At 69.8% G+C, this 13,754-nt stretch carries 10 protein-coding genes; 3 read left to right on the forward strand and 7 right to left on the reverse strand.

Features of this window, described 5'->3' with window-relative positions; translation table 11 throughout:
- Positions 1-3,831: a DUF4157 domain-containing protein gene (locus IPK24_09890; GenBank protein ID MBK8075862.1), complete on the forward strand. Its 3,831-nt coding sequence runs from the start codon at positions 1-3 to the stop codon at positions 3,829-3,831.
- Positions 3,832-4,140: 309 nt separating this feature from the next.
- Here the strand turns inward: IPK24_09890 and IPK24_09895 are convergent, their stop codons facing one another.
- The 6 genes from IPK24_09895 to IPK24_09920 are packed head-to-tail and all read right to left on the reverse strand — an operon-like array spanning position 4,141 to position 11,651.
- Positions 4,141-6,099 (reverse strand): ATP-binding protein, encoded by a 1,959-nt coding sequence (locus IPK24_09895; GenBank protein ID MBK8075863.1) that lies wholly within the window; start codon positions 6,097-6,099, stop codon positions 4,141-4,143.
- Between the two features lie 9 nt (positions 6,100-6,108).
- On the reverse strand, positions 6,109-7,368 hold the full coding sequence (locus IPK24_09900) for a DUF4255 domain-containing protein (GenBank protein MBK8075864.1): 1,260 nt from the start codon (positions 7,366-7,368) through the stop codon (positions 6,109-6,111).
- A complete protein-coding gene (locus tag IPK24_09905) occupies positions 7,365-8,456 on the reverse strand; it encodes a hypothetical protein (protein MBK8075865.1) in 1,092 nt (363 codons plus the stop codon). Before IPK24_09905 ends, IPK24_09900 begins: the two co-directional genes overlap by 4 nt.
- A complete protein-coding gene (locus IPK24_09910) occupies positions 8,453-9,187 on the reverse strand; it encodes a hypothetical protein (protein MBK8075866.1) in 735 nt (244 codons plus the stop codon). Before IPK24_09910 ends, IPK24_09905 begins: the two co-directional genes overlap by 4 nt.
- Positions 9,184-9,705, reverse strand: coding sequence for a phage tail protein (locus IPK24_09915; protein ID MBK8075867.1), 522 nt, complete (start codon positions 9,703-9,705; stop codon positions 9,184-9,186). The genes IPK24_09910 and IPK24_09915 overlap by 4 nt, the downstream gene beginning before the upstream one ends.
- Positions 9,706-9,752: 47 nt before the next feature.
- On the reverse strand, positions 9,753-11,651 hold the full coding sequence (locus tag IPK24_09920) for a phage tail sheath subtilisin-like domain-containing protein (protein MBK8075868.1): 1,899 nt from the start codon (positions 11,649-11,651) through the stop codon (positions 9,753-9,755).
- Between the two features lie 490 nt (positions 11,652-12,141).
- On the opposite strand from IPK24_09920, the gene IPK24_09925 reads away from it, so the two are divergent.
- A complete protein-coding gene (locus IPK24_09925) occupies positions 12,142-12,888 on the forward strand; it encodes an SARP family transcriptional regulator (GenBank protein MBK8075869.1) in 747 nt (248 codons plus the stop codon).
- A 79-nt stretch (positions 12,889-12,967) separates the two neighbouring features.
- Here IPK24_09925 and IPK24_09930 read toward each other — a convergent pair whose 3' ends face one another.
- Positions 12,968-13,336, reverse strand: coding sequence for a hypothetical protein (locus IPK24_09930; protein ID MBK8075870.1), 369 nt, complete (start codon positions 13,334-13,336; stop codon positions 12,968-12,970).
- A gap of 113 nt (positions 13,337-13,449) precedes the next feature.
- Between IPK24_09930 and IPK24_09935 the strand changes: the two genes are divergently transcribed.
- Complete coding sequence (locus IPK24_09935; GenBank protein MBK8075871.1) at positions 13,450-13,689, forward strand: hypothetical protein; 240 nt, start codon at positions 13,450-13,452, stop codon at positions 13,687-13,689.
- The last annotated feature ends 65 nt before the right edge of the window (positions 13,690-13,754 follow it).

Genomic DNA, 13,754 nt, shown 5'->3' on the forward strand with positions numbered 1-13,754 from the left:
ATGGCGCGGGGCGCGGCCGGGCAGCGTGTCCGGGAGCGAGAGTCGGACGCCGAGGCGCGGGCGCCGGCCCATCGGCAACCGACCCGCCGCCCGGCGTCCGCGCAGCGTGAGTCACCCGCCCGGGGTGAGCGGGCCGTTACCGAGGCAGGAGTGGACGCGCGGCACGACGTCGGTCGGGTCGCCGTCCGACCTGCCGTACCCGGCCCGCGGCCGATGCGTGCCGAGGCGGTGAGTGCGCCCACGGACGTCGCCGAGCAGAACGCCGAAACCATTGCCCACGAGGTGGTTCGCACGATGCCACCCTCGGCTGTGGGCACCGCGGAACCGTCCGGTGGCCCCTTTCCGCAGGGCGTGCCACCGGCCGTGAACCGGGTGTTGGGCGCACCCTGGGGTGGCACGCCGCTGCCGCCGTCCGTGCGGTCGCGGATCGAGCCGCACCTGGGCGTCGACCTGGCAAGCGCCCGCGTGCTCTCTGGCCCGAACGCCGCGGTGGCGGCGGCGAGTGTGCAGGCACGCGCGTTCACCGCCGGCTCGACGATCGTGCTGGGCCAGGGGGAGTCCGCCCATGACACCCGGCTGATGGCGCACGAGGCGGCGCACGTGGCGATGTTCGCCGACCTGGGTGCGCTCGCCGCCCATCGCGCCACGATTCACCGCGATCTGCTCGACGGCATCACCCTGCCCTCGCTGCCGAGCATCAGTGTCGACGACCTCGTCCCGGCGTGGGTCCAGGACCAGATCCGCGATCTGGTGCGCTCGATCCCCGGGTACACGATGCTCACCCAGGTGATCGGCGTCGACCCGCTCACCAGCGCGCCGGTGCGCACGGACTGGCAGGCGGTGCTCGACGAGCTGCTGGCCTACGGCCCGTTCGGGGCCGCCGTCGGCGCCGTACTGAACACCCTGAACGCCTTCGACTCCGTGGTCACCGAGGTGACCGACAGCCTGGCGCGGTACGGCCTCACCCTGAGCCGGATCACGGCCGACGTGGACGACGCCTGGAGCCGGCTCAGTCTGGCCGGCGGCGTCGAGGGCAACTTCGCGATCCTGCAGGGCGTCGTCGACGGCATCCTGGCCGACGTCCGGCGGTTCGTCACCGACCTCGCCGACCGGATCATCGCCATCGTGCGCGACGCGGTCGTCGATCTGGTCGAGCCGCTGCTCACCGGCGACGGGGCGCTCGGCCCGGTGTGGTCGCTGGCCACGAAGATCTTCCATCACGACCCGTTGCGCGGCGTGGACGTCGAGGCGGACACCGTCGACATCCTGGCCGACTTCATGCACCTGGTCGGCGAGGACGCCGCGCTGGAGCAGATGCGCGAACGCGGCACCCTCGAGACGACGGCGGCCTGGCTCGACGAGCAGCTCGCCACGTTCCTTCAGCTGCTCGAGCAGGCCACCATGCTGTTCGCCGACGCGTGGGAGGCGATTCAGCCGGAGAACCTCGCCTCGCTGCCCGAGACCCTGCCGGGATTGGTGCAGCGGGAGCTGGGCCTGGTGGCCGGCATCGGAGCGTTCGCCGGATCCGTCCTGGCGAAGGTGCTCGCGCTGGTCAAGAACTCGTTGCTGGGCATGCTCAGCGAGCACGCCTACGACATCCCGGGGTTCCGGATGATCTCGGTGATCATCGGGTACAACCCGTTCACGCTCGAGCCGGTGCTCCTCACCCCCGAGACGCTCATCGCCGGGTTCATCACCCTGCTGCCGGGGGGCGAGGCGATCTATCAGGAGCTGTCGTCCAGCGGCGTCATTCCGGATGCCGCGGCGCGGATCAGCTCGGCGATGACCGAGCTCGGCATCACCGCCGAGCTCATCACCGCCACGTTCATCGGGTTGTGGGACACCCTCTCGTTGGAGGACCTGCTCGATCCGTTTGCCGCGTTCGAGCGCGTGGTGGCCCTGTTCGGTGACCCGCTGGCGCGGATCCTTCGGTTCGTCACCGTGGTGATCGGTGTCGTCGTCGAGCTCGTGCTGCGGCTGATGGGCTTCCCGGTCGAGCTGTTGCAGCACGTGATCTCCGAGACCATGTCGGCGATCGAGGACATTCGCAACGACCCGATCGGGTTCCTGCAGAACCTGGTGCTGGCCCTCAAACAGGGCTTCATGTCCTTCTTCGACGGCATCGGCGGGTATCTGGTCGAGGGCCTGGTCGGGTGGCTGTTCCACGGTCTGGGCAAGCTGGGTGTCACCATCCCCCAGGACCTGTCGCTGCCCTCCATCCTGCAACTGGTGCTGGACGTGCTGGGGCTGTCGGCGGAGTTCCTGTGGCGCAAGTTGGGCGAGCACCTCGGCGAGGAGAAGGTCGCTCAGATCCGCGAGGCACTGGACACCCTGGGCGGGGTCTGGGACTTCATCCGGGACGTCGAGGAGCGCGGGCTGGTGGCGATCTGGGAGCGGGTGCAAGACCAGCTCAGCACGCTCTGGACGACGATCCTCGAGATGGCGACCACCTGGATCCTCGAGACCCTCATCGTCCAGGGGACGATCAAGTTGCTGACCTTCCTCGATCCGACGTTCATCATGTCGATCGTCAACGGGTGCATTGCCTTCTACCAGGGCGTCCAGGCCACCATCGAGTGGATCAACGAGATCCTGCAGATCATCGACACCGTGGTCTCGACCATCGCCTCCATCGCCCGCGGCGACGTCACACCCGGGGCGCAACTGATCGAACGCGGTCTGGCCGAAGCGGTTCCGGTCGGCATCGGCTTCCTGGCCGCCCTGATCGGGATCGGCAACGTGCCAAACAAGATCGCCGAGATCATCCTGAGTATCCGCGGCGTGGTCGAGGCGGCCATCGACTGGCTGATCGAACAAGCCCTGAAGCTGGGACGCGCCGCACTGGACGCCGTGACTGGTGTGACAACTGACGACAGCCCTATCGCTCCCGCCGCCGAGCAGACGGTGACGAGCGATGCCGATGCCAATCGAATTCCTGAAGGTCTCCCGCCGGAGGCGATCAAACAACAAGCCTTACGACTCGTCGAGCAGCTCTTGATAAGTCGGGACTTCGAGACGCCCAAGGAGGTCGCAACTACGATCGCCGCGATCCTCGAAGCAAACCGCAGCAGCGGCCTCCACGATCTAGGGGTGTCTGTTCCGGATGAAGAGTCGATGGATCTCGAGATATCGGCATCAGCCTCTGCGCCAGATACCGGGATGATTCCGTTCACGACGGTGTTCAGTGTAGGCCCGGCGCCCGATCCCGATCAGTTCGAGGAGCAGGGCCGGGCAACCGTCGCGGCGATCTCAGTCGACGGTCGCATGCTCGGCACTGTTTCGCGGAGTAGGGGAGCAGATCCACCAGATCACGCTGAATGGATTCTCGTCGATGGGCCGATGTGGCAGGAGGCGATCGACGCGATCGTTCAGGCGCCGCCGGGTGCACCGGTAGGGCAAGTGGCGCTGGCAATCAACCGAACCCCGTGCTCCTTCTGCGCGGATCACGTGGCCGAAGCTCTGGCCATTGTGGTGAGGGACCTACGTGCCGCAAACATCGTGGCTCCAGTGTTTGTTCTGGCGGCAACAGGTACATATGAACCGCTGATTGACGCCAGTCAAGAGGAAATCGACGCTGACCGGGCGTTGTACACAGCTTGGGCACATGCGCGGGGGCTGACAACAAAAGCCGAGGTAGATAGATACCTCGAGCGCCGTGTCTTGGTGACGCGTCTCGATCGTTTGGCGGCGACCAAATGGGAGGATCTCGAAGACTTGGTGGTGGCCGGCTGGGATATCCGAGCCCTGCAGGTCGCCCCTAAACTAAAGCCTTTCGGGCAGATCCTTGCTGATGCTTCGCGCAAGTTGGCGGCTGAGTTCCGGCCAGCCTGACAGGGATCTCGACCGGGGCAGTGATGCTGCGGTACGCAGCCGCAGGTCGGCTGCATAAGTCGGCAGGATGCCCATAGATGGATGGCGATGCAGGCCATCGTGACCACACACCGCAGCCGGGTGTTCGTCCTCCCAACGAATCGAGTGGGCGAATAGTGCGCCATGAATCCGCCGAACAGAAGCGATGCTCCTGTGCCCACTCGGTGAGGCGCCCTCCTCAGCCTCCTCCACGATCGATCTCGCCGGGCGATCCCGTGGTGCGAGACAGACTCGAATGCTCCGGCCACCCGGTGTCACCAGGCACGTCGGCTATGACGGCATTCGTGTGTGGTTTGTCGACGTCCGGCCGTTCTTGGCGAGTTCCCACGCGGTGGCCGCAGCGACGTCCTCGGGGGTGACCTCACCCCGCGCGGCTCCCAGGTATGCGGCGGTCAGTGCCGCGGCCGCGATCCCACCGCCGGCCAGGTCGATCGCCGCCAGCGCCGCCGGGTCCAGGTCGGCCGTGGGGGTCTGTGCCGGGAACGCTCGGCGCCAGAGTTCGGTGCGGGCCGCGGCGTCCGGGTAGGGGAACGGGACGATGACGCGCAGCCGTCGCAGGAACGCCGAGTCCAGGGCGTTGCGGGCGTTCGTCGTCAGGATCGCCAACCCGCGGAACGACTCCACCCGCTGCAGCAGGTAGCCCACCTCGAGGTTGGCGTAGCGGTCATGGCTGTCGCGCACCTCGGTTCGCTTGCCGAACAACGCATCCGCCTCGTCGAACAGCAGCACGGCGCCACTGTCCTCAGCCGCCTCGAACACCCGCGCGAGGTTCTTCTCGGTCTCGCCGACGTACTTGTTCACCACCTGGCTCAGGTCGACCACCAGCAGGTCGAGCCCCAGCTCGCCGGCGACCACCTCGGCCGCCAGCGTCTTTCCGGTACCACTGGCCCCGGCGAACAGAGCCGCCGTCCCCAGCCCGCGGCCGTGACGGACGGCGAAGCCCCAGGTGTCGTTCACCATGGTCCGGTGACGCACCGAGTCGACCAGGCCGTGTAGTTGGGCCAGCTGTGCCGGCGGCAACACGAGGTCGTCCCACTGGTGGTGCGGGGTCACGAGCCGGGCCAGGCCGTCGAACCGACGCCGAGCGCGTTCGCGGCAGGCCACCCACAGGTCGCCGCCGTGTGCTGCCTCGGTGGTGGTTGCCTCGAGGTCGGTCACGGACAGATCGAAGGCCCGAGCGGCCGAGCGCACCGTGTCGATGTGCACCGAGACCGACCCCCAGCGCAGCGCGGAGTCGCTCCCGTGCCGCAAGGCCACGCCGTGATGGTTCAGCAGGGCGGTCATCACCTCGACCCGCTCGGGTACCGGCAACCGCGGCACCGTGACGCGGGTCGCCGCTGTCGGCAGCGCTGTCCCGGGTCCGGCCAGGGCAACGGTCGGGGCATCGAGCGAGGTCATGGCCCGCAGCGCCCACGCGGCGCCGTCCTGGCCGGCACCCGACGTATCGCGCAGGTCGAACGCCCAGGCCGCCCTGGAGAGCACCGATTCTCGTTCCAGGAGCCGCAGCAGGCGTTCACGCTCGGGCGGTTCGCGGGGGAGGTCCTCCGGAGCCAGGATCCACAGCGCACGGTCGACGGCCCGTGCGGCCGATGCGGCGACAGGTTCGAGGTTGGCGGGCTGGACGCCGACGAGCACCGTCTGGTGCCCGGCCTGCCAACACGTCGCCAGCGTCGCGGCGGCATCGATCAACGAGGCCGCCGGGACACGCAGCGGTTCGGTGTGTTGGGCGAGAGCGGCCACCTCGGGATCGAGATAGCCGACGCCGAGCAGTTCGTGCAGCACCCGTTCGTCGACGACGATCGGGCTGCGCGAGGGTGAGGTCGGGTCGAGCAGCTGGACCAGGCGCCAGCGGCGTAGTGGCGCCACCGGGGTGAGGGCGCTCCAATGGGCCTGCGGCAGAACCCGCAACGCGAGGGCGAAGGTCAGGTGCGCACTGCCCGAGGCCGCGGCGAGCTCGGCGGCGCACTGGCCCACCAGTTCGGGGCCGGCGGCGAGCAGCAGCACGGACCGCTCGAACTCACTCAGCCCGAACCCGGCGGCGATCCGGTCCAGGGGAGTCGGGTCGGGAGCGGCCATCCGTGCCTGCTCGAGCCGGGACGTCGCGGCAGTGGCGTCCTCGCCGCGAACCAGACAGCGCGTCACGTCGAGTTCGGCGAGCAGGACGCTCTGGGGTGGTGCCGGTGGTTCGGCCTCGGCCGCCGGGTTCGGGTCGGGGTGCGTGTCGGGCACGGCGCGGCCTCAGGCCAGGGTCAGTGCGGGGGTCGCGTACACCCCGTCGACGAGACCGGGAACGCTCTGGACGCCGTCCACCTGCACTCGAACCAGCCAGGTGCCCAGGGCGAGGTCCGCCCGGCGCAACGTGATGGCATGCACCGCAGCCGATCCCGCCGTGAGCGGCGGCAGCAGCACCGTGAGCTCGTTCGGGTCGTCCGGGTCGGCCGCGACCAGCCGGGTGAGCAGCACGCTGACCTCCTGCCCGGGTTGCAGGGCGGGCGTGACCGGCAAGGTGACCGTGGCCGGGTCGATCGCGCCGATCGACACCGTGGGGTGGACGACGACCGGAAGCCGGTTCGACGCCGCGGTGCTGCGCGGCGGGGGTGAACCGGCGGGGCCGGGAACCGACCGGTGTCGCACGTCGACCCCGTGCACACCGGCGGGCACCGTGTCGTCGACCGTCACCCGCAACTGCGACGCGGTGGCGTCCGAGGCCGGGGCGAGTTCGGCCGGACCGATGCCGACGCGCACCGACGCGGCGGTCGAGGGCACCAGGCCGCTGCCCGTCACCACCAGCTCGGCGCCCACCGTCACGTTCTGATGAGCCGGATCGGTGGCCACCGCAGCGATCCGGGGCGGCTGGACCGGCCCGACCGTGAAGCCACGAGCCTGCACCGGCAGCGCCACCGTGGGCAGCGCCGAGGCCGAGATCAGCACGACGGTCGCCAGGTAGGTCAGCGACAGCTGGTAGGGCGCATCGAGCACTCCCCACAGCTTCGACATCTCCTCCAGCGACAGCGGAACGGGTGAGAGTTTGACCAGCTCGACCTCGTCGGCCAGGTCGGCTTCGGTGAGGAAGGAGGTCTCGCTCTGCGCGCCGAAATGCGTCATCGCATCGACCACCACGTCGCGGGTCAGCACCGAGGTCGATTTCAGGGCCACGATGGCCCGGCCCAGCAAGCGCTGGGCGTCCAGGCTCTCCTCCTGCCCGTAACACGTGAGCAGGTAGTGCAGGTCGACGGCGGCGACCGGGCGCGAGGCGAGCGACCCGTTACTGCGCCGGGTCGGCAGATCGTCGAGATTCCAGGCGTGGTTGGGCGTCGCCAGGTAGCAGAAGACGTTGATCCCGGCCGGACCGGCCAGGTCCGCATCGCCCAGGTCTCCGGGCCGCAACGTCGTGACCCGAGCGCCGCCGACCGGGCCGAGATGGGTTGCCTGCAAGGAGCGTTCGAGGACATAGCGCACCGTCGAGGTGACCGCCGCGATGGCCAGGCTGTTGCTCATCGTCCCTCCCGGCGCCGCGCGAGATAGGCGGCATGATCGGACGGCGTCCGTGCCCGGACGCGGGGAGCGGGAGGCGGCGGGACGGGCCGGGGTGCGGGAGAGGGCCGGGCCACGACGACGCGGTCGATGTTCACCGTGACCGTGGGCGGCGCCGGCTCACGCCGCCGAGGACCGATGCCGTGGTGATCCGACGATCCTGCCCGTACCCCGCGTCCCTGGTCGCGGTGCCCGGTGGATGCCTCCTCCGGTGTGACCTCGATCCGGGCCGGCGATGCGCTCACGCTGACGGTGCTCGGGTCCGCCCCGGTCGAGATCCGTGGCCCGCTCTCCGAGGTGGAGTGATCGTCCAGCACCACCTGCACCTGGTCGCGCGTACCTGTCAGGCCCCGGGCGAGCAGCGCCGGCAGCACGTGCTGTGCCACGAGCTCGCTCAGATCCGGGACGGCGACGCCGGCGCTCGGGCGGGGCGCGTCGTCGTCCGAGGCTCGGCGGGCGGGCGCCGCCCGCGGGGGCGTGGGATCGATGGTCGTGATCGCCTCGGTGAGCAGTCGCCGACCGTCTGTGCTGTCCGGGTGTCCCGCGGCGCTGCGGGCACGAGAGGACGCAGAGTCGTTGCCGTGAGCCGGTGTTGGTGCCCGCGACGCGGCGGGCGGTGTCACGCCATCGCCGCCGGCTCCCGCGGGGCCGGGTGAGGGGGGTGTCGCGTTGGCAAGGGTCGGTCGGACGTCACGAACCGTCATCGGCGCTGGTGTGGCATGAACCGCTTCGGTGCCACCGGGTTTCGCGAGACCCGCCTCGGGCAGCCCAGGCGGTTGCGGCACGGTCTCCCGGGTCTTCGATGAGCGTGGCCGGCTTCTCGGCTCCTGCGCCATCGCCCGGCGCTCGCGGAGTACGTCCCGCGTGGGCGCGCGACGGGCGGTGTCCTCGAGCGCCGGGGCGACGGACTCGACCACTGCTTCCAGAAACGCCGCCGTCACGCCGCGAGGGGAGGTGCCCCGGGCACTCTCGAACCGATGCGGCGCTCGGGCGGTGAGTGCGCTGGGGGCGCCCACGGCACGCCCGGCGAGGCGGGCGAAGAAGTCGCTCATGATCCGCCCCGGGCCAGCTCGAGGTACACCCCGCGACGCATCGCGCTCATCGCCAACACGTCGGTCTCGCTCCAGCCGTAGGCGGCCGCGAGTTCGGCCACCTCGGCCAGGACGGCCGGCACCTCGCTCCGCACGCGTTGCCACAGCAGGGCCGCGATGTCGACGTCCGCCCGCACCTGCCCGCCGCACTCGGGGCAGAGCGAGCTCAGGACGGCGGCCGCCGCCCCCGCGAGTCGTTCGGCAGTCGCCTCGATCGCCTCGAGCTGCTGGGCGTCCAGGGCCGCCGGGTCGAGGGACCCGCCGTCCTGCGTCTGGACGCATCGGGCCGAGACGGCTGCGGCCGGATCGTCCGATCGGGCCGCCTCGAGCAGGTCGCGGGTGGTCGGGCAGCGCACCACCATCGTGGTGCCGTCCGGCCCGGCCAGGCTCGCCTGCTGGGGGGTGCTCGGCAGGGCGCCCAGCTGGTCCAGCGGCAGGTCCACCTCGAGCTGCAGTCCACAGTCGGGGCAGCGGGCCAGCGCCTGGTCCGTCGCGCCGAAGGTGTCGCGGTACAGCCGCGCCAGCAGCGCCGTCGCCGTCGACAGTGGCAGGTCCAGTGCCCCGGCCAGGTCGTCGACCAGGCCCACCCGGTGCAGCAGGACGGCGCCCACGGCGCACGCCGGCACCGACTCGGCGTGCTCCCAGGCGGTGAGCAACAGTGCCGCATCGCCCAGGGTGGCGGCGGGGCTCACGGCTCCACGAAGGTCGGCTCGCTCGGCTCGCCGACTTCGTAATCGCGCTCCCAGCCTTCGTTCTCGAGCTTGATGCTCTGAATCGCCACCGCGTTGGCGTTGGCGTCGAGGTCGGGCAGCGCCTGGAACTCCGACACCCAGCAGCGATAGATCTTGTAGGCGATCGCGAGCTGTCCGGCCTCGTTGTAGACCTCGAGGATGATGTCCTTGCGGAAGTCCTGCAGCGAGGTCTCGGCCCCGAGCCCGGAGCCGTAGTTCCACACCTTGTTGGCCCACTGCTCGAAGGTGACCGAGTGGGTCACGCCGCGTTCGAGCGTGATGGCGTCGTACTCGGTGCGGCCCGGCGACTTGCGGCTGCTGCTCGGGTCGCCGCCGCTGCGATGGGTGACGACCTCGGTCTTGCGCAACAGCTTTCCCGCCTTGCTCACGCCGGCGACGTAGATGCCGTCCCACTTCAACCGGAACTTGAAGTTCTTGTACGGGTCGAACCGCGTCGCGTTGACCGTGAACTCGGACATCTCTTCCCCACCTCTTCTTCTGGACCCGCTCAGGCCTGGGTGCCCGCTCAGGCGCTCGCGGACGCGGTCTTCTGCTGGATGCCGATGACGACGAACTCCGCCGGCTTGAGTGGGGCGAACCCGACCACCACGTTGACGATGCCGCGATCGATGTCGTACTGCGTCGTGGTGTCGCGGTCGCACAGGACGAAGTAGGCGTCCTTGGGTGTGATGCCCTGGAACGCCCCCTGGCGGAACAGACTCTGCATGAACGCGTTGACCGACAGCCGGATCTGCGCCCACAACGGCTCGTCGTTCGGCTCGAAGACGACCCACTGCGTGCTGCGGAAGAGGGTCTCCTCCAGGAACAGGGCGAGCCGGCGCACCGGAACGTACTTGTACTCATCCGAGAGTACGTCCGAGCCACGCAGCGTCCGGGCACCCCAGACCACCGATCCCATACCCCGGAACGTCCGTAAACAGTTGATTCCCAGGGGATTCAGGGCGCCGTTCTCGTCATCGGTCAGCGACACGTGCAGTCCCACGGCACCGGCCAAACCAGCCTCGGTGCCGGCGGGTGCCTTCCACACCCCGCGAGCGCCGTCGGTACGCGCGTACGTGCCGGCCACGGCACCGCAGGCGGCGAAGGTCGCCGTCGAGCCCCCGCGTAGCGGATCGGGCCGCCGGATCCGAGGGAAGTACACGGCGGCGTTGCGCATGCTCGACCCGGTCAGGCCGCCTGCCCCGGTTATCCAGGCGGCCACGGTGGTGGCGGTCTGGGCGCCGGGGGGATCGACGATCAGGAACGCCCGGCGATCGGTGCAGAAGGCGGCTGCCTCGGCCCACACGGCGTCCGGCAGATCACCCGCGGGGGTGATCGGCGGGATGCAGAGGAGGTTGAACAGGTCCGCGTGGAGCAGGGCGTACATGCCGGTCTTGGCCGCCTCGTTGCCGACGTAGTCGGTGGCCGTCGGGGCGGTGCCGTCCAGGCCGGTCACGATCGCGGCGTCCAGCACGGTCTGGTCGGCCTCGTCGGGGCGAGCCTCCGGCAGTGGTCCGACGATGTGTGCCAGCGGCGAGGTCGCCAGGACGGCGTCCACCCGGTTCGGGCCGGGAACCACGGTCAGGAAGTGGTGGGTCACGGCGGTGCCACCGGTCGGGGTCACGGTGAGGTCGAACAGATCCTCGACCGTGACGTGCTGACGGGCCGCCTCGTCGATGGTCGCCAGCGCCAGCGGATCCGGATGCACCACCTGGGCGGTGAACCCGGGATCCCACACCGTGGCGTCGGTGGCCAGCAGGTGCAGGCCGCCGACGACCAGATGGGCCACGGCGTGCAGGCCTTCGGTAGGGCGGCCGGTGGGGAGGACTCCGTTGACCCGCACCAGGTTCGAGGCCGCCAGCACCAGGTCGAGTCGAGCCGGGCCATCGACCAGGGTGACATTGCGGAAGGTCTCGGTCGGCGCCTCGGGGCCGGGGCCGTCGCGGACCTCGAGGGTGAACAGGTCGGTGGCGTTCACCCCCTGGGCGCGGGCGATGTCGTCGGCGTCGGCGCCGGTCGGGTGGCTCACCTCGACCTCGAGGGTGTTGGCCCAGGCACCCGGACCCGAGGCGATCAGGGTGAGGGTTCCCGAGCCCGTGGGCAGGGTCAGGGTGGCCGAGCGGGCACCGACGTCCTGGGTCGCATTGTCCGCGTCGGCCGTGTGCACCACCCGTACGACCAGCGCGGAGCTGCCGCCGTTGGTGAAGAAGTCCCGGACGGCGTAGCCGAGGCCGCTGTCACGCCACAGCCCGCCGAAGGTGCGCTCGAAGTCGCCGAAGCCCGCGATGGGCACCGGGTCGTTCACCGGGCCGCGACGTGCGGTGCCGATGAACGCGGTGATCGATGTGGCGACCCCGGTGATGGTCCGGCTCCCGCTGGGGATCTCCCGGATGTACACGCCTGGGTAGGTCGGCGTGACCGTCATGGCTCACTCCCTCGGCTGGTCCGTGTGCGGCGGATCTGCGGCGACTCTCACCCGGCGAGCGTCACCTCACCGTCACGACGTCCGAGCCCTCGTCTCCCCGCACGGCAACCGGCCTCCGGCGACAGTGCGGTGACGGTGTCCGGCGTGACCTGGTGCCATGGAATGGCAGCCGGCGGCCTTGTGTGTGATCACCGTGGACGACGGTCCCGGCGGGCAGCGATGGGCTCTGGTGTCGACGAATCTCTCCGCGGACCGCGAGGGGGTCGAACGGAGCCGGCACCTCGAACCGGATCAGGTACTCCACCGTGTGAGGGAGTTCCTGTCAGGGGCCGGTCTGTCAGGGGCCGGCCTGGACGGCGCCGCGGCGCCGACTGACCCTGCGTCCGCCGAACCTTCATGAGATCGTGCGTATCACCGGAGTGCCGAACGTCCTCCAACTCGCCACAGACGTCCGCGCAGACCGGCGCACGTGAGCGATTGGGGGTCGCCCATGGCCAGCCATCCGAGTGTCCTGTTGTCCGCCGAAACCCGCTCGGCCGACCAGACGTACGTGAACCTGTTCGCCGGGCCCAGCGTCACCGTTGCCGGTCGTCGGTTCGACGTCCCCGAGGGCAGCAAACGACTGCTCGCCTTCGTCAGTCTCAGTCGTGGCCCGGTGGAACGTCGCCGAGTGGCCGGCACGCTGTGGCCGCTGGTGGACGACGTCCGGGCGGCGGGCAACCTGCGATCGGCCCTGTGGCGACTCAAGGGCAGCGAGATCGACGTGATCGAGTGCGACAAGGTCTGCCTGTGGTTGCGTCCCACCACGGTGGTGGACGTCGACGTCCTGGGGGCCTGGGCCGAGCGGCTGGTGGCCGGGCGTCCTCGTCCCGGCGATCTGGATGTCTTCCCCTGGCACGCCGACCATGTGGAGCTGTTCCCCGGTTGGTACGACGACTGGGCGCTGTTCGAGCGGGAGCACCAGCGTCAGCTGCTGCTGCATGCGCTGGAGGCGTTGTCGCGCCAGCTGTCCGTCCGCGGTCGCGGCGCCGAGGCGGTCTTGGCGGCCACCGCTGCGGTGGCTGCCGGTCCCTTGCGTGAGAGCGCCCAGAGTGCCCTGGTCGAGGCCCACTTGTGCGAGGGCAATCTGGTGGAAGCTCGACGCGCCTACCTCACGTACCGCGACATCGCCCTACGCGAACTCGGTGTCGAGCCGGGCGCTCGACTGCAGTCCCTGATCACCGCGTCTCAGCGCTGAACACAACCTCTTGGTGATCATGCAATTCGTGCACATTCTGCTCGTGCGGGACGCGGAGCGCGTGGATGGGCGCTCGCGCTCACCCCTTGCCGGAGTTGCCCTTGCGGCCATGGCCACCGTGACCGCCGGAGTCGTTGCCGATCTCGGTGCCGCGGCCGTGGTCGTCCGTGGCGTGGATCGAGCTGTGGGTCGAGCGGTGATTCGCCTCGAGGGTGGACGTCGACCGGTGGTGGGTCTCGGTCATCGAGTGCGAGGTGGGGCTGGCGGTGGGGGTCGAGCTCGAACGGTCCGAGGAGTCGTCGCCGGGCTCGGCGGTGGTCACCACGGTGGCTGCTGCGGGGGCCATGGTGGGGGTCGGTTGGTTGACCGTGGCGTGGGCGGCGACCCCGAGGACGGCGGGGACGGCCGCGATGGCAGCTGCTGCGGTCACGAGGGCGGTGCGCTTCATCGGAATCTCCTGAGTGAGGTGGTGGGGTGTTTCGTCGACACCTCAGTTCTCCCGCGACCGCGGTCGTACCGGCCATGACACGAAGGTTCTAGACCCATGATTGGATCGGCCGGGTGAGCGACCCCTGGGACGAGTTCGATCCCTCGACCAGCGCCCGGAACACGTTGGGCTGGGCCTTCGCGCTGGGCGCTTCGACGCTGGGCGAGGCCTACGACATGCTCGAGCAGCTGGCGATCAGCAACGACATCCCCGAGGTGCTGGGCCACGACGGCACCATCGAGGAGGTCCGCGCCGAACTGGACGTCGGCCTCGAGCTTCTCGGCCCCGATGCCGACCTGAGCACCCTGATCTGAGGCACTCCAACCACCACACATGATCATCATTTGGAATCCACATTCCTGGGTCTTGGTGCCGAATC

The sequence above is a fragment of the Kineosporiaceae bacterium genome (assembly GCA_016713225.1).
Lineage (GTDB): Bacteria > Actinomycetota > Actinomycetes > Actinomycetales > Kineosporiaceae > JADJPO01.

What these genes read in the sequence shown, in the direction of transcription:
- IPK24_09890 (MBK8075862.1), top strand. Translation starts at nt 1, where the DNA reads ATGGCGCGGGGCGCGGCCGGGCAGCGTGTCCGGGAGCGAGAGTCGGAC.
- IPK24_09900 (MBK8075864.1), bottom strand. Translation starts at nt 7,368, where the DNA reads ATGAGCAACAGCCTGGCCATCGCGGCGGTCACCTCGACGGTGCGCTAT.
- IPK24_09905 (MBK8075865.1), bottom strand. Translation starts at nt 8,456, where the DNA reads ATGAGCGACTTCTTCGCCCGCCTCGCCGGGCGTGCCGTGGGCGCCCCC.
- IPK24_09915 (MBK8075867.1), bottom strand. Translation starts at nt 9,705, where the DNA reads ATGTCCGAGTTCACGGTCAACGCGACGCGGTTCGACCCGTACAAGAAC.
- IPK24_09920 (MBK8075868.1), bottom strand. Translation starts at nt 11,651, where the DNA reads ATGACGGTCACGCCGACCTACCCAGGCGTGTACATCCGGGAGATCCCC.
- IPK24_09925 (MBK8075869.1), top strand. Translation starts at nt 12,142, where the DNA reads ATGGCCAGCCATCCGAGTGTCCTGTTGTCCGCCGAAACCCGCTCGGCC.
- IPK24_09930 (MBK8075870.1), bottom strand. Translation starts at nt 13,336, where the DNA reads ATGAAGCGCACCGCCCTCGTGACCGCAGCAGCTGCCATCGCGGCCGTC.